Raw genomic sequence first — 24,306 nt, forward strand, 5'->3', positions numbered from 1 at the left:
TTGGAACTACGTCAGCCGCACAGATCGTCGGCGGCTGCCTCGGCCGCGACGATGACCGCGGACTGCCGGGCGGGGGTCAACTTCGACCACGGCGACCCGAACGTCCCCGGACCCGCCGCGTCGGTCTTCTGGACCTCGGCGAGGTAGGGCTCGAATTGCGTCTTCTGATCGCCGCCCTTGGCGAGCATCCACGTCTTCGCAGCGTGGCAGGCCTGGAAGTACTCGTCCTCGGTCGACTCCGCGGGCGTGCCGACTGCCGTCGTCACCCCGTTCGGCGACACCCCCAGCGCCCCCGGTGCGGCGGTGTGGGTCTGCAGCGTGGTCGTCGCGGTGGTCGGCGCCGCGGAGGCGGGAGTCGGTGAGGACGACGAAGTGCCACCCCCTGATCCGGACGAACACCCGGTGAGGAGGGCTGCCGCGGCGGCCACGGCGAGGATCGGGTAGCTGCGCATCCCGCCAATCTATGCAACAGTGGCGAACGTGCTGGAACGGACCATCTGCCGGGAGTGTTGTCGGGCCTGACGCCCGCCCCCCGACCGATCCCTCACAGCCCTTCTGGAGCTCCGTTCATCATGACCGTCGCCCTTCCGTCGTACCCGTCCGTCGTCGCGCCGACCCGGCTGCGCGTCCCCGATCTGCTTCAGGCGACCGACGTCGCCGCCGACCACGTGCTCTCCGGCCGCTACGACCACGTGTTGCCCGCGGGCGGCCCACCCGCCGACGAGCGCTGGTTCACCCGATTGCACGGTGACGACGAACTCGACGTCTGGCTCATCAGCTGGGTGCCCGAGCGGTCGACCGAACTGCACGACCATGGCGGTTCCCTGGGCGCCCTTACCGTGGTCTCCGGTGCGCTCACCGAAACCCGTTGGGACGGCGACGCCTTGCGCAAGCGGCGTCTCGATGCCGGGGATCAGGCGGGCTTCCCGCTGGGCTGGGTGCACGACGTCGTGTGGGCGCCGTCGCGTCCCATCACCGTCGCGGCGCCTACGCTTAGCGTGCACGCGTATTCACCGCCGTTGACGGCGATGTCGTACTACGAGGTCACCGCCAGGAACACGCTGCGCCGCCAGCGCACCGAGCTGACCGACAAGCCCGAAGGGGACTGATCACGTGAGTCGCATCGATGCCGTCCTGCAATCGGCGCGCGCCCGGTTGACGCGGATCGAAGCGGCCGACGTGCCCACCGCGCTGCAGCGGGGTGCGCTGCTCGTGGACATCCGCCCCGCCGCGCAGCGCGCCGCCGAGGGTGACGTGCCCGCCGCGCTGGTGATCGAGCGCAACGTGCTCGAGTGGCGCTGCGACCCGACGAGTGACGCCCGGTTGCCGCAGGCGGTGGGCGACGACGTCGAGTGGATCATCCTGTGCTCGGAGGGCTACACATCGAGCCTGGCCGCGGCGTCGCTGCAGGATCTGGGGCTGCGCGCCACCGACGTCGTCGGCGGCTATCACGCGCTGGTCTCCTCCGGTGCGCTCGGCCGGCTCGGCGAGTCATTCGTCGGAGCGCAGCAGCGGCCGTAGCTCGTCGGTCTTGGCCTGCGTCCACCCCGGGGGTTGCAGGATGGCCGCCCAGGCGTTCGCCACGTCGCGCACGTAGACGTGGCCGTGCCCGTCCGGGACGTCGACGGCCACCGCCATGTCGGCGGACACCTGGAGGAACGTCACGACCGGGATCCACTCCATGTCCGGGGAGACGTCGTACCCCCGCGGCTCGCTGAGCCAGTCCGGCTTGTGGAACAGCAGGTCGGGGTTCCACCAGGCGATCGGATCCGAGGCGTGCTGCAGGTAGACCACTCGCGGGCGTCCCCAGGCGTCGGCCGGGCGGTTCAGATTGGCCGACTCCGCGGCGAACCGCACGTTCTCGCCGCGGTCGTAGATCGGCAGCCACTCGGGTGATCCCGCGTCGCGGTTGCGGGTGAGATCGGTCCAGACGGTGTTGTTGAACGTCGGCCCCGAGAACAGTGCCCCGTCGGTGCGGGCGATGAGGTTGTTCAGCGACAGGAACGGCGCCTCGCCGCCGAACGAACCCAGGCTCTCGCCGAACACGACCAACTTGGGCCGCTGGTTCTCGGGCATGGCGCGCACCAGTGCGTCGACGGCCTCGAAGAGGGCCTGGCCCGCCTGCCGCGCGTTCTCCTTGTCGACGAGGAACGACAGCCAGCTGGGCAGGAACGAATACTGCATCGAGACGATGGCGGTGTTGCCGTTGTACATGTACTCCAGGGCCGTGGCCTCGGCCTCGTTGATCCAGCCGGTGCCCGTCGTGGTGGCGACCGCGACCACGGCACGGTTCAGCCCGCCGGTGCGCTGCAGCTCGCGGGCGGCGAGCGCGGCGGTGGCCTTGATGCCGTCGGCCGAGTTCAGCCCGGCATAGGCGCGGATGGGTTCGGTGGCGTTGCCGCCGTTGAACTTCTCGAGGTCGGCCACCGTCGGTCCGTTGGACATGAACACCCGGCCCTGGTGCCCCAGGGAGGACCAGCTGACGAGCGATCCGGGTCCGCCCGAGCGGAGCGTCGTCGTGGGTGCCGCGACGTCCGGGCTCTCCTCGTTGTTGGCCGACTCGAAGCTGTCGTTCAACGTCCGCATCAGCTCGCGCACCACGACGCCGTTGAGCAGCGCGATGCTAAGGACGAGGAGCAGGGTCACCACCACCACGGCCGAGACCCGGGGCGGTGCAACGTGATCCAGCAACCCGACCAGGTAGCGGACCAACTTGCCGACGAGTTGGCCGGCCTCGACGAAGAGGAAGAGGAAGAGGATTCCCAGTACCGCGGTGAGCGGGTAGTCCCAGAACGTCAGCCGTGGCACGCCCATGAAGTCGCGCACCTCGTCCTGCCAGCCGTGGAAACTCACCACCGCGAGCACCTGACCGACGAGGCCCACCGCGACCAGTGTGATCCACGCCCAGCGGGGTGCGGCCGGGCTGGTGTTCGCCGACCGCATGTAGCGCACCAGCCAGACGCCGAAGACGCCGAGGCCGTAGCCGATCGCACCGGCTGCCCCGCTCACCAGCGCCTGGAACAGGGGTCCGCGGGGGAGCAGCGAGGGGGTCAGCGACAGCCAGATGAAGACCAGCCCGCCGGCGGTGCCGAAGAACGTGTAGTGGCGGATCCACCAGTCGGGCTTGGGCGCGACCGGTTCGGCGCCCGGCTCGGTCTCGGTGACCGGTTCGGCGGCTGATCCTGGGTCGTCCGCCCTGGTGTCGACATCTGGCACGAACGCACTTTATCGGTGCGTGAACCTCGGTGCGCGCTTCTCGGTGAACGCCGCCATGCCCTCGGTCTGGTCCTCGGTGGCGAAGGCCGAGTGGAACAGTCGCCGCTCGTAGAGAAGCCCTTCGGCCAGTGAGGATTCGAACGCGCGGTTGACTGCCTCCTTGGCCATCCGGGCCGCCGAGAGCGACATGCCTGCGATGGTGGCCGCGGCGGCGTTGGCCTCCTCGAGCAGGGAGTCGGCGGGGACGACCCGGGACACCAGCCCGCTGCGGTCCGCCTCGGCGGCGTCGATGGTGCGGCCGGTGAGGATGAGATCCATCGCCTTGGCCTTGCCGATGGCGCGCGTGAGCCGTTGGGACCCGCCCATGCCCGGCAGCACGCCAAGCTTGATCTCGGGCTGGCCGAACTTGGCGGTGTCGGCGGCGATCAGGAGATCGCACATCATCGCCAGCTCGCACCCGCCGCCAAGGGCGTAGCCCGCGACCGCGGCGATGGTCGGGGTGCGGGTGGCGGCGAACTTGGCCCACGTGGCGAAGAAGTCGGCGGCGAACACGTCGGCGAAGGACAGGTCGGCCATCTCCTTGATGTCCGCACCCGCGGCGAAGGCCTTCTCGTTGCCGGTAACGATGATGGCGCCGATGCCCGCGTCGGCGTCGAATTCGGCTGAGGCGGTGGTGAGTTCGGTCATCACCTGACTGTTGAGCGCGTTGAGCGCCTTCGGTCGGTTCAGGGTGATGGTGCCGACGCGGCCTTCGCGCGTCACCAGGATGGTCTCGTAGCTCACTAGTCCTCCTCGGGGAACGTCAGGTCGGGCTCGGCCGGCACGAAGTAGGCGTCGACGAGATCCCTCGAACACGATGCCAGTTCGGACGGCGACCACTGCGGGTTGCGATCCTTGTCGACGAGCAGCGCGCGAATGCCCTCGACCAGGTCATGCGACTTCAATGCCGCGCACGACGTGCGGAACTCCTGGCGCAGAACGTCTTTCAACGTGTCGAGCCCGGCGGCCCGTCGGACTGCCTCGAGCGTCACCGCCAGAGCGATGGGCGACCGGCCCTCGATGGTGTCCGCGGCGTCGCCGGCCGGGCCGGTGTCGTTGGCCCGCAGCTCGGCGACGACGTCGGCGACCGTGTCACCGGCATAGCATTCGTCGATCCAGTGCTGCTGCGCCAGAAGGGGGCTCGCGGGCGGTTCGACGACGTACCTGGACACTGCCGCCTCGACGCCCTCGGCGACGACGGCCGAGGCGAAGTCGTCGAGCTGGTCGTGCGGCACGAAGACGTCTGCGAAGCCCATGGCGATCGCGTCGGCCCCGCTGAACGGAGCGCCCGTCAGTGCGGCGTGCAGCCCGAGCCGGCCCGGCGCCCGCGAGAGCAGGTAGGTGCCGCCGACGTCGGGGATGAAGCCGATGCCGACCTCGGGCATGCCCATCTTGGTCTTCTCGGTGACGACGCGGACGCTGCCATGCGCGCCGACCCCGACTCCGCCGCCCATCACGATGCCGTCCATCAGTGCGACGTAGGGCTTGGGGTAGTCGGCGATGTAGGCGTTGAGGAGGTACTCGTCGTGCCAGAACGCCCTGGCTTCGGCGCCGCCGGCCTTGGCGCTGTGATGGATCGCGACGACGTCGCCGCCGGCGCACAAGCCACGCTCACCGGCGCCGCGCAGCAGGACGGCGTGCACGGAGTCGTCGTCCGCCCAGTTCCTGAGAGCCTTCTCAAGGTCGGTGACCATGCCGTGGGTCAGGGAATTGATGGCCTTTGGCCTGTTCAGCGTGACGACCCCAACGCCATTCTCGACATTTACTAGGATGTCCTCGTTTTCTGCCACGGTTTGCAATCTAGATCGTCGCCCCAGCTCCGAGCGACACGGGTAACCTTTCTCAACGAGTTCACAGTTTCAGGGACGAGGCCGGGAACCGGTCCGAGTCGCCGCACGTTGACCCACTGTTCGTCACTTGACGAGCCATATGCACACGAGAGGAACCGACGGTGCGCGAGAGCAGCAACCCGGTATTCCGTTCCCTGCCGAAGCAGCAGGGCGGATATGCCCAATTCGGTACCGGAGCCGCCGGATACGGCGCGGCAGCGGTACAAGCCGACCCCTATGCGGCACAGCCGTACGTCGATCAGTCGAGCGCGGTTTCTCGGCCGCTGACCATCGACGACGTCGTCACCAAGACCGGCATCACCCTCGCGGTGCTGTCCGCCGTCGCCGTCGTTTCGTACTTCCTGGTGTCGCAGAACCTGGGCCTGATGATGCCGTTCACGCTCGTCGGCGGCCTCGGTGGCTTCGTCCTGGTGATGATCGCGACATTCGGTCGCAAGCAGGACAATCCGGCGATCGTGCTGACCTACGCCGCGCTCGAGGGCCTGTTCCTCGGTGCCGCGTCGTTCCTGTTCGCCAACCTGGTCTCCACGGGTGGCCCCGGCATGATCGCGCAGGCGATCGTCGGCACGCTCGGCGTGTTCTTCGGCATGCTGGTCGTGTACAAGACGGGCGCCATCCGCGTCACGCCGAAGTTCACCCGCATGATCATCGCCGGCATGTTCGGCGTCTTGGCGCTGATGTTGCTCAACGGCCTCCTCGCCATCTTCGGCGTTGGCGGCGGCGAGGGCTTCGGCCTGCGCAGCGGTGGCCCGCTCGCGATCGGCTTCTCGCTGCTGTGCATCGCGCTGGCCGCGTTCAGCTTCCTCATCGACTTCGACGCGGCCGACCAGATGGTCCGGGCGGGCGTTCCGTCGAAGGCAGGCTGGGGCATCGCGCTCGGCCTGACCGTGACGCTGGTGTGGCTGTACCTCGAAATCCTGCGGCTGCTGAGTTACTTCCAGAACGACTAGCAGCCCTACCCCGAGAGCCCGGCACCACGGTGCCGGGCTTTCTCCTTGCCCGGGGTACGCCCGTTCGACTCTGCGCCCAGAGTGATCAGCACTCGCACTTCGTCGCGGTGGGCGCAGAGTGGGCGGTGTCTGGTGATCCCAAGAGACCAATTCGTCCACAGGTCGGGCTGCGCCGGGCTGCGGCTCGACGATCGTCGTCGGTGCGGCTCGGCAGTCTGCCGCCATGGAGAGACCGTTCATCGGTTCGGAGGCATTGGCGTCCGGCGCCGTGACGTCACACGAACTTCGTCGGTACTACCGCGCGGTCATGCCGAACGTGTACCTGAGGAAACAGGTCCAACCGTCGCTGGTGCAGCGGACGGAGGCGGCGTGGCTGTGGTCGGGCCGCGAGGCCGTGGTGGCGGGGCTCTCGGCGTCGGCGATGCATGGGGCGAAGTGGATCGACGACGGCGTGTCCGTCGAATTGATCTGGCGCAACGCACGATCCCCTTGCCGAGTGATCACGCGCGCCGATCGGCTCGCGGCCGGGGAGACGCGTTCGGTCGCCGGCATGCCCGTGACGACACCGGCACGTACCGCCTTCGACATCGGCAGGCGTGGACGCATCGGTGAGGCCGTCGCACGATTGGACTCCCTGCTGGCCGCGACGCGGGTCACGGTTGACGATGTCATCGCACTGGCCCGCGAGCATCGCGGCGCCCGCGGACTGCGGCAGCTCGAAAGCGTGCTCGACCTAGTCGATGCAGGTGCCGAGTCGCCACGCGAAACGTGGTTGCGACTACTGCTGATCGAGGCCGACTACCCGCGGCCACGCACGCAGATCCCGGTGCTCAGCCCCGACGGGCGACGCCGGTACTACCTCGACATGGGGTGGGAGGACCATCGGCTTGCGGTCGAGTACGACGGGGACCACCACAGATCCGACCCGGCCCAATTCGCCAGCGACATCAGACGATTGGCCGATCTCGACGAGCTCGGATGGCAACTGGTGAGAGTGGCCGCGCGCAGTCGTCGCGACGAGGTTCTGCAGCGGGTGCGTCGGGCATGGGATCGACGCTCGACTCTGCGCTGACGGCGACGGTTACTCGAACGATCGCGCAGTGAGCGCAGAGTCGACGGGAGCCCCGACTAGCTGAGGCGCTCCACGATCATCGCCATGCCCTGGCCGCCGCCAACGCACATGGTCTCCAGGCCGAACGTCTTGTCGTGGGTCTGGAGGTTGTTCAGCAGCGTGGCCGTGATGCGGGCACCCGTCATGCCGAACGGGTGACCCAGCGCGATCGCACCGCCCGAGACGTTGAGGCGCTCCTCGTCCATGCCGAGCGCTCGCGCCGAGCCGAGGACCTGAACGGCGAACGCCTCGTTGATCTCGTAGAGGTCGACGTCGCCGATCGACATGCCCGCCTTGGCGAGGGCCTTCTTCGACGCCTCGATGGGGCCGAGGCCCATGATCTCCGGCGACAGCCCCGAGACACCCGTCGACACGATGCGCGCCAACGGGGTGAGCCCCAGCTCCTTGGCGCGTGCGTCGCTCGTGATGACCACCGCGGCGGCGCCGTCGTTCAGCGGACACGCGTTGCCCGCGGTGATGGTGCCGTTCGGCCGGAACACCGGCTTGAGCTGGCTGATCTTCTCGTAGGTGGTGCCGGCGCGCGGGCCGTCGTCCGTGGACACCACGCTGCCGTCGGGCAGGGTGACCGGCGAGATCTCGCGCTCGAAGAAGCCGTTGGCGATGGCCTCCTCCGCGCGGTTCTGCGACCGGACGCCCCAGTGGTCCTGGTCTTCGCGGCTGATGCCGGTGAACAGGGCGACGTTCTCGGCGGTCTGGCCCATCGCGATGTACACGTCGGGCAGCAGGCCGTCCTCGCGGGGGTCGTGCCACTCGGTGGCGCCGAGCGCTGCCTGATCCGAACGCGCCTGGGCGTCGGCGAAAGTGGCGTTCTTGCCGTTGGGCCAGCCGTCGGCGCTGCCGTTCATGAATCGCGACACGGTCTCCACGCCCGCGGAGATGAACGCGTCACCCTCGCCCGCCTTGATCGCGTGGAACGCCATCCTGGTGGTCTGCAACGACGACGAGCAGTAGCGGTTGACCGTGGTGCCGGGAAGGAAGTCGTAGCCGAGTTCGACGGCCACGGCACGCCCGATGTTGAAGCCGGCCTCACCCGCGGGCTGGCCGCACCCCATCATCAGGTCGTCGATGTCGCGGGGGTCGAGCGCAGGCACCTTGTCCAGCGCCGCCCGCACCATCTGGGCAGCCAGGTCGTCGGGTCGCATCCCCACCAGTGAACCCTTGTTGGCGCGGCCGATCGGTGAGCGGGCGGTCGAGACGATGACGGCTTCGGGCATGGCGGCCTCCTAGGACGATGGCGTGAGAGCTACAGCGAACCTAACCCGCGACCGAAGGAACGATTGGCGCGGGTACACCAGTCGTGCGACGCCAGAACCGGGTGACCTGGCCGGCTCGGGACAGCAACGAGCGGCCCCAGGCCCGCGACTCTAGCGCCGGTTCGACCTCGGAATCGCTCGTCCACACCCCGAGCGCCTTGCACAACGCGGGCAGCAGCTGCTGGGCGGCCAGCGCGTAACCCGCGGCCGACGGATGGAACATGTCGTCGGAGAACAGCACCTCCGGCGCCCGCTGGAACTCCGGCGAGAGCAGGTCGGAGAACGGGACGGGGACGCCGCCCGCGGTCCGGACCGCAGCCGCCTGGGCGCGTGCCAATCGCAGCCCGATGGTCCGGGCGACGAGCCGTAGCGGCTGGGGGATCGCGGTGATGACGCCGAAGTCGGGACACGTGCCCACGACCACGACCGCGCCACTGGACCGCAGGCGACGAACGGCTTCGCCGACCCGGCGGGCCGAGGGGCCGATGCCGTTGACGGCGGTGACGTCGTTGGCGCCGATCATCACGACGGCGGCGTCGGGCGGCGGCCCCGCCACGAACATCGCGTCGATCTGCCCGGAGAGCCCCTTCGAGGTGGCGCCGACGATGGCCTTGGTGCTCAGCCTGATGCGCTTGCCGGACTGCTCGGCCAGCCCTCGGGCGATCAATACCCCGGGCACCTCGTCGGCGACGACGCAGCCATAGCCGGTCGCGGTCGAGTCCCCGAAGATCATCAGGTGCAGATCGAACGGCACGCCGCGGTGCCACTTCTCGACGGGCCCGCCGCCCGCGACGTAGACACCGTCGGCACGCGGCGGGATGTCCCATGACTTGGGAATCACCTGGCGTGCCTGGTCGGCCTGAAGCTGCAGGAGGTTGCGGGCCCCGACGTACGCCGAACCCGTCGATGCGAGCGCGGCGGCCGCTGCCAGGGCAATGGTCGACCTACGCGGTGCGCGAATGACCACGCCAACAGTTTAAGGGCGATCCGGCGTCGGTCAGCGTGGCATCCGGGTGTGCGCGGTCACGTTGGGGTATCAAGTGCGGTACGAAATCGAGTTCTTCGTTCGTTGAACTAATCGGCGATGTCAAGCTAAGTTACCTGGGGTTGCTCGACAGTTGACTGCTCCGGGCTCTACAACGGCGTAGGAAGTGGTGACGATGACCGCACCCAGTAACGTATCCAGGTCGTCCGGGCCTGCCATCAGTGCAGCTAGGGCGCGTAAGCCGCGCAGATTCCCGGTCAGCGACGGAGCTCCGGTCGAGGTCATGGAGGACGGCCCGAGCCTGGCCGGGCGGCTGTTTGCTCTCGGTGCGATGATGACGATCAAGCCAACACTGGCCATCGGTAGTCACGTGCCGCGGATGCCCTGGCCGTTCGGCGTGGTCGACTTCGTTGCCCGGGCGATGCGCCCGGCGCCCGGCACCATCCGCGCCACCATCGGCTTGCCCAACTGCACCGCCCAGCTCGTCAGGGCTGCCGGGGTGCTGCCGGCCGACGGCAACCGCAGCGTGATCCTGTACCTGCACGGCGGCGCCTTCCTGACGTGCGGGGTGAACACCCACGGCCGCTTGGTGACCGCGCTGTCGCGGTTCGCCGACAGCCCGGCGCTGGTGGTCAACTACCGCATGATCCCGAAGCATTCGATCGGGCAGGCCATCGACGACTGTTACGACGCCTACAAGTGGTTGCGGCTCAAGGGATATGAACCCGAGCAGATCGTCCTAGCCGGCGACTCGGCTGGTGGCTACCTGTCGATGGCGCTGGCCGAGCGGCTGCACGACGAGGGCGAACTGCCCGCCGCCGTCGTGACGATGTCACCACTGTTCGAGATCGACAACGACAGCCGGGCCCAGCACCCGAACACCCAAACCGATGCCATGTTCCCGCCGAAGGCGTTCGATGCGCTCATCGAGTTGGTAGAGGCCGCCAACCGCAAGCACGTCGTCGACGGCGAGCCGGAGCGGGTCTACGAGCCACTCGACCACATCGAGCACGGACTGCCGCGAACCCTGATCCACGTGTCCGGATCCGAGGTTCTGCTCAACGACGCGCGCAAGGCTGCGCACATGCTTGCCGCCGCGGGCGTCCCCGTCGAGCTGCACGTTTGGCCCGGTCAGATGCACGTCTTCCAGCTGGCCGCGCCTGCGGTGAAGGAGGCGACGAGGTCGCTGAAGCAGATCGGCGCCTACATCCGAGAGGCCACCTGGTAACCCGTCGTCGCGCCTGACACGATGGACGCATGCGAATCGCGGGTCATGTCAGTGAGCTCATAGGCAATACGCCTCTCGTCCGGTTGAACTCCGTCGTACCCCAGGGCGCCGGCCTGGTGGCCGCCAAGGTGGAGTACCTCAACCCCGGCGGCAGCTCCAAGGACCGCATCGCCATCAAGATGATCGACGCCGCCGAGGCCAGTGGTGAACTCAAACCCGGGGGCACCATCGTCGAGCCGACCTCCGGCAACACCGGCGTAGGCCTGGCTCTGGTGGCTCAGCAGCGCGGGTACAAGTGCATCTTCGTCTGCCCCGACAAGGTGAGCGAGGACAAGCGGAACGTGTTGCGCGCCTACGGTGCCGACGTCGTGGTGTGCCCCACCGCGGTCGCCCCCGACGATCCGGACAGCTACTACAGCGTCTCTGACCGCCTGGTCGGCGAGATCGACGGAGCGTGGAAGCCCGACCAGTACTCCAACCCGATGGGCCCCGAAAGTCACTACGAGACCACGGGTCCGGAGATCTGGGCCGACACCGACGGCAAGATCACGCACTTCGTCGCCGGCGTGGGCACGGGCGGCACCATCACCGGTACGGGCCGCTACCTCAAGGAGGTCTCGGACGGCCGGGTGAAGATCATCGGCGTCGACCCCGAGGGTTCGGTGTACTCCGGTGGCACGGGCCGGCCCTATCTGGTCGAGGGGGTGGGCGAGGACTTTTGGCCGTCGGCCTACGACCCGTCGATTCCCGACGAGATCATCGCGGTCTCCGACGCCGATTCGTTCGAGATGACGCGGCGTCTGGCCCGCGAAGAGGCGCTGCTGGTCGGTGGCTCGTGCGGCATGGCGGCGGTGGGCGCCCTGCGCGTTGCCGAGCGCGAAGGTCCGGACGCGGTCGTCGTGGTGCTGCTTCCTGACGGCGGAAGAGGTTATCTCTCAAAGGTCTTCAACGACGCCTGGATGTCGTCGTACGGCTTTCTGCGCAGTCGGCTCGACGGCTCGATCGAGCAGTCCACCGTCGGAGACGTGTTGCGGCGCAAGTCCGGAGCGCTTCCGGACCTGGTGCACACCCATCCGGCCGAGACCGTGCGCGACGCGATCGGAATCCTGCGCGAGTACGGCGTCTCGCAGATGCCGGTGGTCGGAGCGGAACCCCCGGTGATGGCCGGCGAGGTCGCCGGCAGCGTCTCCGAACGCGAACTCCTCTCGGCGGTCTTCGAGGGCCGGGCCAAGCTGGCCGACGCAGTGTCCCAGCACATGAGCCCGGCGCTTCCGCTCATCGGAGCGGGGGAACTGGTCAGCATGGCGGCCAAGACCTTGCGTGAATGCGATGCGGTGATGGTGGTCGAGGACGGCAAGCCGATCGGCGTGCTCACCCGTCACGACTTGCTCGGCTTCCTCTCCGAGGGATCTGCGCGGCACTAGCGGCCCAATCGGCGGGGCCCGCCGCCGAAATCCGTTAGCAAAGGCAAGGATTCCCGGTTCGTGGGCGCTCGAAGCCGCCTGATGAAGTTCGCCCTATGGACGTCTCTGTGAGCAACTTCTCAGGTAGGGTGGCACCGCCCAGACCCCGCGAGTTGATCATTGGAAGGCGCCCATGACCGAATATCCGCCGCCGGGCAACTACCCGCCGCCGCCTCCCGGGAACTACCCGCCGCCGCCGCCTCCCGGTTCCGGTGGCTACGGCGGCGCACCAGGCAATCAGCCCGACAGCAATCTGGTCTGGGGAATCCTCGTCACCGTGCTCTGTTGCCTCCCGCTGGGCATCGTGTCGATCGTCAAGGCATCTCAGGTTTCCGGGCTGTGGGGCCAGGGGCGCTACGAGGAGGCGCAGAAGGCGTCTGCCGACGCGAAGAAGTACGCCATCTGGGGAGCGATCGCCGGTGTCGTCGTCGGTGTCGTCTACCTCGTCGTCACGTTTGCCGTAGGTACCAACTCGTACTCCTGACCTGAGGCAGCACCCATGCTCCAGACTCGATCGTTGGTCGTCTCGCCGCTCGCCGCTCCCCTTGGGGTGGCGGTGGCGGCCGGATTGTTCTGCGGTGCCGTCTGGCTGGGGAATCCGATGTCGGCGGGCGGCCCACTCCCGGTGTGTCCGACGAGGACGCTGCTTGGCATCGATTGCCCCGGGTGCGGCAGCCTGCGGATGATCTACAGCCTCCTGCATGGTGACTTACTCGGGGCGCTGCACTGGAACACACTCGGACTCGTCTCGGTGTTGTTGCTGCTCTGGGCTTTTGGTGCCTGGACCTACGGCCGCATCGTGAATCGGCGGATCGTCGCCTGGCAGCATCACCGATGGTCGGCCGCCGTGGCGCTGGTGGCAGTGTCGGTGTGGTTCGTCGTCCGCAACCTGCCGATCGCGCCATTCTCGGGGTTATACATCTAGCCATCAACGGGATTCCGATCAGTGGACCCGTCATGAAGTCAACCGAAGGGTGAGAACACCGTGACCAACCCGCCTCAGCCGCCCGAAGAGGGCGACACCACGCCGCCGCAGGGTGGCTACGCTCCGCCGCCGCAGGGTGGTTATCAGCCGCCTCAGGGTGGTTACCCGCCCCCGGCTCAGGGTGGCTACCCACCGCCTCAGGGTGGTTACCCGCCCCCGCCGCAGAGTGGCTATCCGCCGCCCCCGCAGGGTGGTTACCCGCAGGGTGGTTACCCGCAGGGCGGTTACCCGCCCCCTCCGCAGGGCGGTTACCCCCCGCCCCCGCAGAGTGGTTACCCGCCGCCCCCGCCGCCCGGTGGCTACCCGCCGCCCCCGCAGGGCGGCTACCCCCCTGCGCCGGGTGGCTACGGTGGCTACCCACCGGCCGACGGTCCCGGGTTCGGTGGTCAGCGGATCGACATCGGCCAGGCCTTCTCCTGGGCGTGGAACAAGTTCAGCAAGAACGCCGTCGCGCTGATCGTCCCGACGCTCGTCTACGGCGTGCTCGTCGCCGTGGTGTACGGCATCTTCTACGGCATCGCACTGAGCATGGCCCCCGATCAGGTCAGCTCCTATGACTCCTCCGACAACGGCGTGAGCTATTCGTTCTCGACGAGTCTGGGCGGCGCCAGCCTGTTCGTGATCTTCCTGGGCAGCCTGGTGACATTCGTCGTCGTTGGCGCGATCTCGTCGGCCTACTACGCCGGACTGCTGCAGATCGCCGACGGGCAGCCGGTGACGATCGGGTCGTTCTTCAAGCCGCGCAACGTCGGCAGTGTGTTGGTCGCCAGCCTCATCATCGGCGTGCTGTCCTCGATCGGCCAGGCGCTGTGCGTCATCCCGGGTCTGCTGGTGTCGCTGTTCACCATCTTCACGCTGGTGGCGATCGTCGATCGCAACCTCCGGCCGATCGACGGGCTGAAGGCCAGCTTCGAATGGGTCAAGTCGAACTTCGTGCAGGTTCTGCTCGTCTGGCTGATCAGTGTCGTGATCCTCTTCGTCGGCGCCATCCTGTGCGGCATTGGCCTCCTGGTCGCCGCGCCGGTGGCGTCGCTGTTCCTGGTGCACGCATACCGCCGGGTGAGTGGCGGCGCGGTCGCCCCGCTCACGCCGTAGTCACGAGGACGTGCCGTCCGCCCGCCACGTGCGGGCGGACGGCACGTTCGTTCGGTAGCTTCGTGACGTGAGACGCCAAGTCCAGGAACTGCCGTGGCAGTAGACGGTGTGACGACCCAGGACGACGTGGCGCGCTACGCGTCGTGGCCGCGCCGTGTCGGTGCTGCCGTCATCGACGCCCTGCCAGTCGTCGCGGTGGCCCTGGTGGCGCTGGCGCTGATGTGGCTGACCCGCAACCGTGCCTGCGATGGCGACCCGGCCGTCCGCGACATCGGCGCGCAGTGCGCGACGAACGTCACCACCATCGGACAGCTGTTCTTCCTGCTCTGCTGGCTCGCGACGATCGGCTACGCGGTCTGGAACCTCGGCCGCCGCCAGGGTACGACGGGATCGAGCCTCGGCAAGAGCGTGCTGAAGATCCGAGTCGTCGGCGTGCGCACGGGCGAGCCAATTGGGTTCTGGCGGTCCCTGGTTCGCCAACTGGCCCACGTGCTGGACCTGTTCACGTTGGGTCTGGGCTACCTGTGGCCGCTGTGGGATCGCAGGAATCAGACGTTCGCCGACAAGCTGTCGTCGACGGTATGCGTCAGCGAAACGCGCTGACCCCGGTCAGTGCCTCGCCGATCACCAGCTGGTGGACCTCCGAGGTGCCTTCGTAGGTCAGCACCGACTCGAGGTTGTTGGCATGCCGGATGACGGGATATTCCAGCGTAATCCCGTTGGCACCCAACAGGGTTCGGCACTCGCGGGCAATCTTGATGGCTTCGCGGACGTTGTTCAGCTTTCCGACGCTGACCTGCTCCGGCTTGATCTTCCCGTCGTCCTTGAGCCGGCCCAGGTGCAGGGCCAGCAGCTGAGCCTTGCTCAACTCCACTGCCATGTCCGCGATCTTGGCCTGGGTCAGCTGGTAACCGGACAGCGGCTTGTCGAACACTTCGCGGGTCCCGACGTAGTCCAGCGTCGTCTCAAGACAATCGCGCGCCGCCCCGACGGCGCCGAACACGATGCCGAACCGCGCCTCGGACAGGCACGCCAGCGGGCCCGACAGGCCGCGTGCGCCAGGCAGTTTCGCCTCGTCGGGCAACCGGACGTCGTCCAGGCTGAACTCGCCGGTGACGGACGCGCGCAGCGACATCTTGTGCGTCATCTCCCTGGCGCTTAACCCCGGCGTCGACGTCGGCACCGCGAAGCCGATGACGCCCTCGTCGGCGCGCGCCCACACGATCGCGACGTCGGCGATCGAGGCGTTGGTGATCCACATCTTGGAACCGTTGAGCACCCAGTCGGATCCGTCGCGCCGGGCCGTCGTGCGCATGCCGCCGGGGTTGGACCCGAAGTCCGGCTCGGTCAGGCCGAAGCAGCCGATCGTCTCACCGGCGGCCATGCCCGGCAGCCACTGCTCGCGCTGCTCCTCGCTGCCCCAGCGGTGGATGGCGAACATCGCCAGCGAGCCCTGCACCGACACCAGGCTGCGCAGGCCGCTGTCGACGGCTTCGAGCTCCTGGCACACCAGGCCGTACGCGGTGGCCGACGAGCCACTGCAGCCATAGCCCTCCAGGTGCATGCCGAGCAGGCCCAGCTTGCCGATCTCGACCGCGAGATCGCGAACCGGCACCTCACCGCTCTCGAACCACTCGGCGATGTGCGGCCGCAGCCGCTGCTCACCGAACTGGCGGACCATGGTGCGCAGCTCCAGGTCCTCCGGTGTCAGCAGCGAATCGAGGTCGAGGAGGTTTTCGATCGTCATGGATCCAGAAGCAGCCATGCCATTCGTTCTACACCGGGACCGGGCCGCGCCGGGCACCGTTACCCTGATCGACGATGAGCGAGCAGCGTTCCAAGGCAGATGCATACCGCGCCTACGGCCCGGCCACCAGGGCGATCCATGCCGGTTACCGGCCCGACCCCGCCACCGGTGCGGTCAACGCACCGATCTATGCGAGTTCGACGTTCGCCCAGGACGGTGTCGGCGGACTGCGCGGCGGCTTCGAGTACGCGCGCACCGGCAACCCGACCCGCGCGGCCCTGGAGCAGAGCCTGGCCGCGGTGGAGGGGGGCACCTTCGGCCGGGCGTTCGCGTCGGGCATGGCCGCCACCGATTGCGCGCTGCGGGCCCTGCTGCGCCCCGGGGACCACGTCGTCATCCCCGACGACGCCTACGGCGGTACGTTCCGCCTGATCGACAAGGTGTTCACCCAGTGGGGTGTGACGCACACGCCGGTCGCGTTGTCCGACCTCGCCGCCGTGCGGGCCGCGATCACGCCGAGCACCCGCCTGGTGTGGGTGGAGACGCCGACCAACCCGCTGCTGTCGATCGCCGACATCGCCGGGATCGCGGAGCTGGCCTCGTCCGCGGGTGTGCGGGTCCTGGTCGACAACACGTTCGCCTCTCCGGCGCTGCAGCAGCCCTTGGCGCTGGGCGCCGACATCGTCCTGCACTCCACGACGAAGTACATCGGCGGGCACTCCGACGTCGTCGGCGGCGCGCTGGTGACCAACGACGAGCAGCTCGACGACGCCTTCGCGTTCCTGCAGAACGGCGCCGGCGCGGTGCCGGGGCCGTTCGATGCCTACCTGACCATGCGTGGCCTCAAGACGCTGCCCCTGCGCATGCAGCGGCACAGCGAGAACGCCGCACTGGTGGCCGGCTTCCTCGTCGAGCACCCGGCCGTCGAGACCGTGCTCTATCCCGGGCTGCCCAGCCACCCCAACCACGACGTGGCGGCGCGGCAGATGTCGGGCTTTGGCGGGATGGTGTCGGCCCGGCTGAAGGGCGGCGTCGAGGCGGCGCAACGCCTGTGCGCGCGCACCGAGATCTTCATCCTGGCCGAATCGCTTGGCGGCGTGGAATCGCTCATCGAGCATCCCGGGGCGATGACGCACGCATCGACGGCGGGTTCCCAGCTCGAGGTGCCCGCCGACCTGGTCCGATTGTCCGTCGGGATCGAGGATGCCGCGGATCTGCTCGGCGACCTCGAGCAGGCGCTACGCCAGGGCTGACCGCAACGCCGAGGCGGTGACGGCGAGGTTCACCTCGGGCAGCGCAGTCGGATATTCGTCGACCCAGCTGCCGCTGGCGATCTCGGTGGCCCTGGAGTGCACCCAGCGCCAGCCCCGGTCGTTGAGGCTCAGCAGCGCCCCGAGACCATCGGCTGCATGCAGCACCGTGACGATCGCTGCGGTCGCGGGAGTGGGCGGCCGGTGATCGAACAGCGCCGACAGCAGGTCGGTACGCGCCGCGACGACCCGGTCGCGCTGGGTCAGGGGCAGCGCGTCGGAAGACCTGAAGCCCTTGGTGTCGGCCCGCACCCGGCGGATCTGCCCGAGGCGTTCCAGGTGCAGTTCGAGACTGGCCTGAACGTGCCTGCCGACCTTCGCGATCGCGCGCGACGGTGCCAGCGCCTGCCTGCGCAGCAACTGGAAGGCGGGTTCCACGACGGGGTCGGTGGGCCCGCCCGCCTGCAGCGCGATCAACCGACCGGAGGCGACGCCGTCACCGGGGACGGCGGGACGTACGCGGCAGGCGTACGCGAGATCGAGCAGCACCCCGGCAGCCAACACCCTGGCGCGGCGGCCGCGCTCGAGGGCAGGCTGCGCCGACGCGTTGTCGAGCAGCAGCATGAAGAGGTCTTCGGCGATCCGCGCCATGAACGGACCGTAGATCACCCGGCTGTTGGCAGCGGGGTCAGGCTAGGAGTGGTACGGCTCCGCGCTGAGCAGCTCGACCTCGACGGTGCTGCCGTTGGGCACGACGTAGCTGCGCTTCTCGCCGACCTTGGCGTCGATGATCGCGCCACCGAGCGGGGACCTCGGCGAGTAGACCTCGAGCTTGCCGTCCGTCACGCCCTCCTGGCGCGTCCCGATCAGGAACGTTTCGACGTCTCCGCCGTCGACGAACTTGACCTTGACGACCGAACCGGGCAGGGCCACGCCGGACTGCTTGGGGGCCTCGCCGACCTTGGCGTTGTTCAGCAGCTCCTGCAGCTGGCGGATCCGGGCTTCCTGCTGGCCCTGGTCCTCACGCGCCTGGTGGTAGCCGCCGTTCTCGCGGAGGTCACCCTCCTCGCGGCGGTCGTTGATCTCGGCGGCGATGATGGGCCGGTTGGCGATGAGCTGGTCGAGCTCGGCCTTGAGCCGGTCGAATGCCTCTTCGGTCAGCCAGGTGACCTGGGTATCAGTCATGTCGTCGCGCTCCTGTCTTCGTCTCGCGCTGTCGGGCTTGGGAAAGTATGTGCGTGCATTGCCGCGATCGCAGGCGCTGAGCAGCGCGTTAAAGCAGCAATACACGGCTCCATCCGGAACCGTGTACGTGGTCCACCGTACCACCGCGAGGACCAGCATCCTTCACGTATTGGCTGTTCGGCGTTCGCCAGCTGGTTGCCGTCAGGGCGCGACGAGGTAATTCGGAACGTCGGATCCGCAGCCGTATACGTCGCCGACGACCGGGGTCCGCGTCGACTTCACCACCGAGGTGACCTGCACCGTATCCCGCGACGACGGCGGAACCAGGACTTCGCGGCGGCCGGTCTCGGCTCCGTCGATCGACCGGGCGCGGATGATGCACACCACCGGTTGCGACGGGTCCTTGCGGGTGACGCTGATGGTCACCTGCACCGTCTCTCCGTCGAGGATCTGATAGCCGCCCAGCTCGCCCTTGACGTCGCTGGTTCCGAGTCGCTGGTAGGCGACCAATGCGAGGGCGAGTGCCGCCGCGACGATCACCGCAGACAGGATCACCGTCAGCCGGCGCCGGGACCGGGGGGTGAGCCGTTGCCGGCCGTAACGGGCGGCGGGGCGATCGATCACGGGATGCTTCACCCCTCCGTGCGACGGTCTGCGTGGGTCTGAGTTCGAATGCTCGGACTAGGACTGGAACTATAGGGGCACCCAAAGAGGTTGAACCGTGACGACCAGGTACCGAAGAAGTTAGGCACACGTGAGCGAACTGCGTTTGATGGCGGTGCACGCCCACCCCGACGACGAGTCGAGCAAGGGCGCCGCCACCATGGCCAAGTACGTGGACGAGGGCGCCCGCGTCATGGTCGTCTCGCTGACCGGCGGTGAGCGGGGCGACATCCTCAACCCGGCGATGGACCTGCCGGAGGTGCACGGGCGCATCGCCGAGATCCGCCGTGACGAGATGGCCAAGGCCGCGGAGATCCTCGGCGTGGAGCACACGTGGTTGGGCTTCGTCGATTCCGGGCTTCCCGAGGGCGACCCGCTGCCGCCGCTGCCCGAGGGCTGCTTCGCGCTGGTGCCGATGGCCGAGCCCACCGAGCGCCTGGTCCGGCTGATCCGCGAGTTCAAGCCGCACGTGATGACGACGTACGACGAGAACGGCGGCTACCCGCATCCCGACCACATTCGCTGCCACGAGGTGTCGGTCGCTGCCTACGAGGCCGCCGCCGACTACCGGCTCTTCCCCGACGCGGGCACGCCGTGGAGCGTCTCGAAGCTGTACTACAACCACGGTTTCCTGCGCAGGCGCATGCAGTCGTTCCAGGACGAATTCGCCAAGCACGGCGAGGTGGGTCCGTTCGAGAAGTGGCTCAAGGACTGGGACCCCGAACTCGACGTGGTGGCCGGCCGCATCACCACCGCCATCGAGTGCGCGAAGTACTTCCCGGTGCGCGACCAGGCATTGCTCGCGCATGCCACCCAGATCGACCCGAAGAGCTTCTTCTTCACCACCCCGATGGAGTGGCAGCAGCGGCTGTGGCCCACCGAGGAGTACGAGCTGGCCCGCTCCCGGGTGCCCGTGAAGCTGCCCGAGGACGACCTGTTCGCGGGGATCGAGCAGTGACTGACGCCGTCGTCGTCATTGCCGGGCTGCTCGCCGACGAGACGCCCCGCGACACCGGGCCCGACTTCGGCAAGGCGAGCCCGTTCGGGCTGGTCGTCGTCGTGATTCTGCTGATCGCCACGTTCCTGCTGGTCTGGTCGATGAACAAGCAGCTCAAGAAGCTCCCCGAGTCATTCGACCCCGAGAGCCCCGAGCCGGACCAGGCCGTCGACGAGGGCACGGTCGGCCTGCCGAGTGACCCCGACGTCGCCGCTGGCGGTGGACGTCCGGACGGTGGCGGCTAACACCCTCGGGGCTTCCGGATTCCCCGTCGCCTCGCTCGCCTCGGCCACCAGCCCCTATCTGCGCCAGCACGCCGACAACCCGGTGCACTGGCAGCAGTGGGTGCCAGAGGCGCTGGCCGAGGCCCAGGCGCGCGACGTCCCGATCCTGTTGTCGATCGGATATGCGGCGTGTCACTGGTGCCACGTGATGGCCCACGAGTCCTTCGCCGACGACGAGGTCGCCGCGGTGATGAACGACGGCTTCGTCTGCATCAAGGTCGACCGCGAGGAGCGCCCCGATCTGGATGCCGTCTACATGAACGCCACCGTCGCGTTGACCGGTCGGGGCGGCTGGCCGATGACGTGCTTCCTGACTCCCGACGGGCGGCCGTTCTTCTGCGGCACCTACTACCCGAAGGCCGACTTCTTGCAGCTGCTGGCTGCGGTTATCGACACCTGGCGGCATCGCCGCGCAGAGGTGGAGAGTGCCTCCGACGAGATCCTCCGCGAGCTGCGGTCGATGGCTTCTGGGTTGCCCGACGGTGGGCCGGCCCCGAGTGCCGCGGTGTGCGATCACGCGGTCGCGGGCGTGCTGGCCGACGAGGACGTGGCCGGGGGAGGGTTCGGCGGTGCGCCGAAGTTCCCGCCGTCGGCACTGTTGGAGGCGCTGCTGCGGACCCACGAACGCACCGGCGAGGACGCGGTGCTCGCGACCGTCGAGCGGACGTGCGCGGCGATGGCTCGCGGGGGCATCTACGACCAACTCGCCGGCGGGTTCGCGCGCTACTCCGTCGATGCGTCGTGGATCGTGCCGCACTTCGAGAAGATGCTCTACGACAACGCCCTGCTGCTGCGGGCCTATGCGCACTGGGCCCGCCGCACCGGAAATCCGCTGGCGCAAGAGGTGGCCGGCGGGACCGCGGACTTCCTGCTCCGCGACCTTCGCGACGGTGACGTGTTCGCCTCCTCGCTCGACGCCGACGCCGACGGGGTGGAGGGGCTGACCTACGCGTGGACCCCCGCGCAGCTGCGGGAGGTGCTCGGCGCGGCCGACGGGGACTGGGCCGCGGACGTCTTCGGGGTGACCGCGGCCGGCACGTTCGAGGCCGGCAGCTCGGTGCTGCGGCTGCCGCGCGATCCCGGTGAGGCGGCCCGCTTCGCGCGGGTGCGCGCGGCATTGCTGGCGGCCCGGGGCTCGCGACCGCAGCCCGGACGCGACGACAAGGCCGTCACGGCGTGGAACGGCCTTGCCGTCACCGCGCTCGCCGAGGCGGCCGTCGCGCTCGATCGGCCCGAATTGCTCGACGCCGCAACGCGATGCGCGCGCTCCATCGTCGACCTGCACGTCGTCGACGGGCGGTTGCGGCGGGTGAGCCTCGGCGGTCGGGTCGGCGCCGGGGCGGCCACGCTCGAGGACCATGGCGCACTGGCCACCGGGCTGCTGACGCTGCATCAGATGACGGCCGAGGATCGGTGGCTGACCGTCGCGACGGACCTGCTCGACGTCGCGCTCGCGCACTTCGCCGACACCGACCGGGCGGGGCGCTGGTTCGACACCGCCGACGACGCCGAACGGTTGATGGTGCGACCCGCGGACCCGATCGACGGCGCCACCCCATCGGGCGCCGCGTCGATCACCGAGGCTCTGCAGTTGGCCGCGCACCTGGCCCCGGCTGACCGGGCGGCCCGCTACGCGGGGGCGGCCGAGGCGTCGCTGGCGGCGGCGACGCCGATCCTGGAGGGCCTGCCGCGCTCCGGTGGGCACTGGCTGGCGGTCGCGGAGGCAGCCGTGCGCGGGCCCATTCAGATCGCGGTGTCGTGCGACCCCGCAGACTCTGAATTGTTGCGCGCCGCGCGGAGATTGGCCCCTGGCGGAGCCGTCGTGATCGGGGGACCGATGGACTCCTCGGAGTTGCTGCGCAACCGTGATCGCGTCGGTGGCCGGGACGCCGCGTACGTGTGTCGCGGGCACGTCTGCGGCCTGCCCGTCACGACCGCCGGGGAACTCGTCACCGCGCTGCGGGCGGGCGTGTAGCGTGCGGCGCATGTCGAGCGCAGAGGCCAACGCCAAGACCGTCCACACCTACCTCGACCTCGTCGCCCAGGGCAAGGCCGACGAGATCGCCGAGCTCTACACCGACGACGCGACCGTCGAGGATCCGGTCGGCGGCGAGGTGCACATCGGCCGCCAGGCTGTCCGGGGTTTCTACTCGGCCGTGCTCGGCGCCAAGGCCGAGACCGAGGTGGTGACGCTGCGCGCCCTCGGTCACGAGGCGGCGTTCGTCTGGAAGCTGACGCTCGACCTCGGCGAGGGCGGCAAGATGCGCATCGACATCGTCAGTGTGATGACGTTCGACGACGAGGCGAAGATTGCCTCGATGAAGGCCTACTGGGGCCCGGAGAACATCACCCAGCTCTGACCGCCGGCCGCGCGGTCAGCCGTGGAAGACGGCGAACCACATCGCGATGTAGTGGCAGATCGCCGCGACGGCCGTGCACGCGTGGAAGAACTCGTGGTGCCCGAACGTCGTCGGCCACGGGTTGGGCCACTTCAGCCCGTAGAGCACCCCGCCGACGCTGTAGAGCGCACCGCCCACGACCAGCAGCACCAACGCGGCGACACCAGCACCGTGCATGATCGGCACGATGAAGAACGCGGCCACCCAGCCGAGCAGCAGATACAGCGGCACGCCCACCCACGCGGGCGCCGACGGCCAGCACATCTTGAGCAGCACACCCGCGATGGCACCGGCCCAGACGATCCAGAACAGCACCATGCCCTGCTCCGACGGCAGGGCCAGAAGGGCGAACGGCGTGTAGCTGCCCGCGATGAAGACGAAGATCATCGAGTGGTCGAGCCGCTTCATCCACTTGCGCTTGTTCGGCGACACCCAGGTGACCCGGTGATAGGTCGCGCTGACGGCGAACATCGCCACGATGGTGAACGTGTAGAGCAACGTGGCCAGCCCGGCGCGGGTGCCCTCCAGCGCCCACGACACCGACACCAGCGCCGCACCGGCGACGACCGCGACGATGGCCGAGTAGAGGTGGATCCAGCCGCGTGCTCTGGGTCTGCCCAGGATCTGGGCGACGCCGTCGGCGAACGCCTCCGGTAGATCCTCGGCCTCCCGACGTCCGACGTCCACCGGATCGGAATCGGCTTCGTCGACCGAAGTGGCCATGTTGCCTCCGCTATCTGGCATGGGTCTCACTGGAGGTCACAGTAGTCTGGATCATCGTGGAACTCATTCCCCCGCGTCTCAAGGAACCGGCCTACCGGCTCTACGAGATGCGGCTGCGTCATCAGCTGGCGCAATCGAAATCCCAACTGCCCAGGCACATCGCCGTGCTGTGCGACGGCAACCGGCGCTGGGCGCGTGACGAAGGCCACGACGACGTCAGCTACGGCTACCGGATGGGCGCCGCCAAGATCGCCGAGATGCTGCGGTGGTGCCAGGAGGCCGGCGTCGAGATGGCAACGGTGTACCTGCTGTCCACCGAGAACCTGCAGCGCGATCCTGCCGAGTTGGCCTCGCTCATCGGCATCATCACCGACGTCGTCGAGGAGATCTGCGCACCGGTCAACCGCTGGAGCGTGCGCACGGTCGGTGACCTCGAACTGCTGGGCCAGGAGTCCGCTCGGCGACTGCGCGACGCAGTGGACAGCACCGTCGGCACGACACCCGCGGGCGCGTTCCACGTCAACGTCGCCGTCGGATACGGCGGCCGTCAGGAGATCGTCGACGCCGTGCGCGCGTTGCTGAGCAAACAACTCGCCAACGGTGCGACCGCCGAGCAGCTCGTCGAGGCGGTGACGGTGGAGGCCATCTCGGAGAACCTCTACACCTCCGGCCAGCCCGATCCCGATCTGGTCATCAGGACCTCCGGTGAGCAGCGGCTGTCGGGCTTCCTGCTGTGGCAGAGCGCGTATTCGGAGATGTGGTTCACCGAAGCGCACTGGCCCGCGTTCCGGCACGTCGACTTCCTGCGCGCGCTGCGCGACTACACCCTGCGCGACCGTCGCTACGGTCACTGACTCCATGC

General features: G+C 68.6%; 27 protein-coding genes. 16 read left to right on the top strand and 11 right to left on the bottom strand.

The window, feature by feature from the left end; all coding sequences use genetic code 11:
- Nucleotides 1-11: 11 nt before the first annotated feature.
- A complete protein-coding gene (locus SBI80_RS12855; RefSeq protein ID WP_318975075.1) occupies nt 12-452 on the bottom strand; it encodes a lipoprotein LpqV in 441 nt (146 codons plus the stop codon).
- A gap of 120 nt (nt 453-572) precedes the next feature.
- Here SBI80_RS12855 and SBI80_RS12860 point away from each other — a divergent pair, with 120 nt between their 5' ends.
- Both SBI80_RS12860 and SBI80_RS12865 read left to right on the top strand, forming a co-directional pair.
- Entirely contained in the window at nt 573-1,109 is a 537-nt protein-coding gene (locus SBI80_RS12860; protein ID WP_318975077.1) for a cysteine dioxygenase, read from the top strand.
- A 4-nt stretch (nt 1,110-1,113) separates the two neighbouring features.
- The gene (locus SBI80_RS12865; protein WP_318975078.1) at nt 1,114-1,521 is read left to right on the top strand and encodes a rhodanese-like domain-containing protein; all 408 of its coding nucleotides are present in this window, start codon (nt 1,114-1,116) and stop codon (nt 1,519-1,521) included.
- Here the strand turns inward: SBI80_RS12865 and SBI80_RS12870 are convergent.
- Genes SBI80_RS12870 through SBI80_RS12880 form a run of 3 tightly spaced genes read right to left on the bottom strand, consistent with a single transcriptional unit; the run spans nt 1,492 to nt 5,045 of the window.
- Nucleotides 1,492-3,216, bottom strand: a complete 1,725-nt coding sequence (locus SBI80_RS12870) for an alpha/beta hydrolase (protein WP_413232706.1) — start codon at nt 3,214-3,216, stop codon at nt 1,492-1,494. The two genes, SBI80_RS12865 and SBI80_RS12870, sit on opposite strands and share 30 nt — an antisense overlap.
- Nucleotides 3,217-3,225: 9 nt before the next feature.
- Nucleotides 3,226-3,999 carry an enoyl-CoA hydratase gene (locus tag SBI80_RS12875; RefSeq protein WP_318975079.1) on the bottom strand — a complete coding sequence of 258 codons (774 nt, stop codon included), beginning with the start codon at nt 3,997-3,999 and terminating at the stop codon, nt 3,226-3,228.
- Nucleotides 3,999-5,045 carry an enoyl-CoA hydratase/isomerase family protein gene (locus SBI80_RS12880; RefSeq protein WP_318975081.1) on the bottom strand — a complete coding sequence of 349 codons (1,047 nt, stop codon included), beginning with the start codon at nt 5,043-5,045 and terminating at the stop codon, nt 3,999-4,001. Before SBI80_RS12880 ends, SBI80_RS12875 begins: the two co-directional genes overlap by 1 nt.
- Nucleotides 5,046-5,206: 161 nt before the next feature.
- Between SBI80_RS12880 and SBI80_RS12885 the strand changes: the two genes are divergently transcribed.
- Both SBI80_RS12885 and SBI80_RS12890 read left to right on the top strand, forming a co-directional pair.
- A complete protein-coding gene (locus tag SBI80_RS12885; RefSeq protein ID WP_318975083.1) occupies nt 5,207-6,055 on the top strand; it encodes a Bax inhibitor-1/YccA family protein in 849 nt (282 codons plus the stop codon).
- A gap of 223 nt (nt 6,056-6,278) precedes the next feature.
- A complete protein-coding gene (locus tag SBI80_RS12890; protein WP_318975085.1) occupies nt 6,279-7,127 on the top strand; it encodes a type IV toxin-antitoxin system AbiEi family antitoxin in 849 nt (282 codons plus the stop codon).
- 56 nt (nt 7,128-7,183) lie between these two features.
- On the opposite strand, the gene SBI80_RS12895 is transcribed toward SBI80_RS12890, so the two are convergent.
- Together SBI80_RS12895 and SBI80_RS12900 are read right to left on the bottom strand one after the other, a co-directional pair.
- Entirely contained in the window at nt 7,184-8,401 is a 1,218-nt protein-coding gene (locus tag SBI80_RS12895; RefSeq protein ID WP_318975086.1) for an acetyl-CoA C-acetyltransferase, read from the bottom strand.
- 40 nt (nt 8,402-8,441) lie between these two features.
- Nucleotides 8,442-9,407: an SGNH/GDSL hydrolase family protein gene (locus SBI80_RS12900; RefSeq protein WP_318975088.1), complete on the bottom strand. Its 966-nt coding sequence runs from the start codon at nt 9,405-9,407 to the stop codon at nt 8,442-8,444.
- A 193-nt stretch (nt 9,408-9,600) separates the two neighbouring features.
- On the opposite strand from SBI80_RS12900, the gene SBI80_RS12905 reads away from it, so the two are divergent.
- The 6 genes from SBI80_RS12905 to SBI80_RS12930 all read left to right on the top strand — a co-directional run bounded on the left by SBI80_RS12905 (nt 9,601) and on the right by SBI80_RS12930 (nt 14,799).
- Nucleotides 9,601-10,653 carry an alpha/beta hydrolase gene (locus SBI80_RS12905; RefSeq protein WP_318975090.1) on the top strand — a complete coding sequence of 351 codons (1,053 nt, stop codon included), beginning with the start codon at nt 9,601-9,603 and terminating at the stop codon, nt 10,651-10,653.
- Nucleotides 10,654-10,682: 29 nt separating this feature from the next.
- Nucleotides 10,683-12,077, top strand: a complete 1,395-nt coding sequence (locus SBI80_RS12910) for a cystathionine beta-synthase (protein ID WP_318975092.1) — start codon at nt 10,683-10,685, stop codon at nt 12,075-12,077.
- Nucleotides 12,078-12,249: 172 nt separating this feature from the next.
- Entirely contained in the window at nt 12,250-12,600 is a 351-nt protein-coding gene (locus SBI80_RS12915; protein WP_318975094.1) for a CD225/dispanin family protein, read from the top strand.
- 15 nt (nt 12,601-12,615) lie between these two features.
- Nucleotides 12,616-13,041 (top strand): DUF2752 domain-containing protein, encoded by a 426-nt coding sequence (locus SBI80_RS12920; RefSeq protein WP_318975095.1) that lies wholly within the window; start codon nt 12,616-12,618, stop codon nt 13,039-13,041.
- 60 nt (nt 13,042-13,101) lie between these two features.
- Entirely contained in the window at nt 13,102-14,196 is a 1,095-nt protein-coding gene (locus SBI80_RS12925; protein ID WP_318975097.1) for a DUF7847 domain-containing protein, read from the top strand.
- 93 nt (nt 14,197-14,289) lie between these two features.
- Nucleotides 14,290-14,799 carry an Rv1078 family RDD domain-containing protein gene (locus SBI80_RS12930; protein WP_318975098.1) on the top strand — a complete coding sequence of 170 codons (510 nt, stop codon included), beginning with the start codon at nt 14,290-14,292 and terminating at the stop codon, nt 14,797-14,799.
- Here SBI80_RS12930 and SBI80_RS12935 read toward each other — a convergent pair.
- Nucleotides 14,783-15,961 (bottom strand): acyl-CoA dehydrogenase family protein, encoded by a 1,179-nt coding sequence (locus tag SBI80_RS12935; RefSeq protein WP_318975100.1) that lies wholly within the window; start codon nt 15,959-15,961, stop codon nt 14,783-14,785. The two genes, SBI80_RS12930 and SBI80_RS12935, sit on opposite strands and share 17 nt — an antisense overlap.
- Before the next feature lie 56 nt (nt 15,962-16,017).
- Here SBI80_RS12935 and SBI80_RS12940 point away from each other — a divergent pair, with 56 nt between their 5' ends.
- Nucleotides 16,018-17,196, top strand: coding sequence for a cystathionine gamma-synthase (locus tag SBI80_RS12940; RefSeq protein WP_318975102.1), 1,179 nt, complete (start codon nt 16,018-16,020; stop codon nt 17,194-17,196).
- Here SBI80_RS12940 and SBI80_RS12945 read toward each other — a convergent pair.
- From SBI80_RS12945 to SBI80_RS12955, 3 genes are all read right to left on the bottom strand, one after another.
- A complete protein-coding gene (locus SBI80_RS12945) occupies nt 17,182-17,844 on the bottom strand; it encodes a GOLPH3/VPS74 family protein (protein WP_318975104.1) in 663 nt (220 codons plus the stop codon). The genes SBI80_RS12940 and SBI80_RS12945 overlap by 15 nt on opposite strands.
- A gap of 42 nt (nt 17,845-17,886) precedes the next feature.
- The gene (gene greA / locus SBI80_RS12950; protein WP_318975105.1) at nt 17,887-18,378 is read right to left on the bottom strand and encodes a transcription elongation factor GreA; all 492 of its coding nucleotides are present in this window, start codon (nt 18,376-18,378) and stop codon (nt 17,887-17,889) included.
- A 201-nt stretch (nt 18,379-18,579) separates the two neighbouring features.
- Complete coding sequence (locus tag SBI80_RS12955) at nt 18,580-19,002, bottom strand: DUF4307 domain-containing protein (protein ID WP_318975106.1); 423 nt, start codon at nt 19,000-19,002, stop codon at nt 18,580-18,582.
- 130 nt (nt 19,003-19,132) lie between these two features.
- Between SBI80_RS12955 and mca the strand changes: the two genes are divergently transcribed.
- From mca to SBI80_RS12975, 4 genes are read left to right on the top strand one after another with little or no spacing between them, the layout of a single operon-like run.
- On the top strand, nt 19,133-19,999 hold the full coding sequence (mca, locus tag SBI80_RS12960; RefSeq protein WP_318975108.1) for a mycothiol conjugate amidase Mca: 867 nt from the start codon (nt 19,133-19,135) through the stop codon (nt 19,997-19,999).
- Nucleotides 19,996-20,283, top strand: coding sequence for a hypothetical protein (locus SBI80_RS12965; RefSeq protein ID WP_318975111.1), 288 nt, complete (start codon nt 19,996-19,998; stop codon nt 20,281-20,283). Before mca ends, SBI80_RS12965 begins: the two co-directional genes overlap by 4 nt.
- The gene (locus SBI80_RS12970) at nt 20,273-22,297 is read left to right on the top strand and encodes a thioredoxin domain-containing protein (RefSeq protein WP_318975259.1); all 2,025 of its coding nucleotides are present in this window, start codon (nt 20,273-20,275) and stop codon (nt 22,295-22,297) included. Before SBI80_RS12965 ends, SBI80_RS12970 begins: the two co-directional genes overlap by 11 nt.
- A 10-nt stretch (nt 22,298-22,307) precedes the next feature.
- On the top strand, nt 22,308-22,682 hold the full coding sequence (locus tag SBI80_RS12975) for a nuclear transport factor 2 family protein (RefSeq protein ID WP_318975113.1): 375 nt from the start codon (nt 22,308-22,310) through the stop codon (nt 22,680-22,682).
- Between the two features lie 15 nt (nt 22,683-22,697).
- On the opposite strand, the gene trhA is transcribed toward SBI80_RS12975, so the two are convergent.
- Nucleotides 22,698-23,444 carry a PAQR family membrane homeostasis protein TrhA gene (trhA, locus tag SBI80_RS12980; RefSeq protein ID WP_318975115.1) on the bottom strand — a complete coding sequence of 249 codons (747 nt, stop codon included), beginning with the start codon at nt 23,442-23,444 and terminating at the stop codon, nt 22,698-22,700.
- Between the two features lie 56 nt (nt 23,445-23,500).
- Here trhA and SBI80_RS12985 point away from each other — a divergent pair, with 56 nt between their 5' ends.
- Nucleotides 23,501-24,298: a (2Z,6E)-farnesyl diphosphate synthase gene (locus tag SBI80_RS12985; protein WP_318975117.1), complete on the top strand. Its 798-nt coding sequence runs from the start codon at nt 23,501-23,503 to the stop codon at nt 24,296-24,298.
- Nucleotides 24,299-24,306 lie beyond the last annotated feature (8 nt).

This window comes from Mycolicibacterium sichuanense, from assembly GCF_033741125.1.
Classification (GTDB): Bacteria; Actinomycetota; Actinomycetes; order Mycobacteriales; family Mycobacteriaceae; genus Mycobacterium.

Coding starts and splice junctions, on each gene's coding strand:
- SBI80_RS12855 (WP_318975075.1), bottom strand. CDS start 452: ATGCGCAGCTACCCGATCCTCGCCGTGGCCGCCGCGGCAGCCCTCCTC.
- SBI80_RS12860 (WP_318975077.1), top strand. CDS start 573: ATGACCGTCGCCCTTCCGTCGTACCCGTCCGTCGTCGCGCCGACCCGG.
- SBI80_RS12890 (WP_318975085.1), top strand. CDS start 6,279: ATGGAGAGACCGTTCATCGGTTCGGAGGCATTGGCGTCCGGCGCCGTG.
- SBI80_RS12895 (WP_318975086.1), bottom strand. CDS start 8,401: ATGCCCGAAGCCGTCATCGTCTCGACCGCCCGCTCACCGATCGGCCGC.
- SBI80_RS12905 (WP_318975090.1), top strand. CDS start 9,601: ATGACCGCACCCAGTAACGTATCCAGGTCGTCCGGGCCTGCCATCAGT.
- SBI80_RS12910 (WP_318975092.1), top strand. CDS start 10,683: ATGCGAATCGCGGGTCATGTCAGTGAGCTCATAGGCAATACGCCTCTC.
- SBI80_RS12915 (WP_318975094.1), top strand. CDS start 12,250: ATGACCGAATATCCGCCGCCGGGCAACTACCCGCCGCCGCCTCCCGGG.
- SBI80_RS12920 (WP_318975095.1), top strand. CDS start 12,616: ATGCTCCAGACTCGATCGTTGGTCGTCTCGCCGCTCGCCGCTCCCCTT.
- SBI80_RS12935 (WP_318975100.1), bottom strand. CDS start 15,961: ATGGCTGCTTCTGGATCCATGACGATCGAAAACCTCCTCGACCTCGAT.
- SBI80_RS12940 (WP_318975102.1), top strand. CDS start 16,018: ATGAGCGAGCAGCGTTCCAAGGCAGATGCATACCGCGCCTACGGCCCG.
- SBI80_RS12945 (WP_318975104.1), bottom strand. CDS start 17,844: ATGGCGCGGATCGCCGAAGACCTCTTCATGCTGCTGCTCGACAACGCG.
- greA (WP_318975105.1), bottom strand. CDS start 18,378: ATGACTGATACCCAGGTCACCTGGCTGACCGAAGAGGCATTCGACCGG.
- SBI80_RS12975 (WP_318975113.1), top strand. CDS start 22,308: ATGTCGAGCGCAGAGGCCAACGCCAAGACCGTCCACACCTACCTCGAC.
- trhA (WP_318975115.1), bottom strand. CDS start 23,444: ATGGCCACTTCGGTCGACGAAGCCGATTCCGATCCGGTGGACGTCGGA.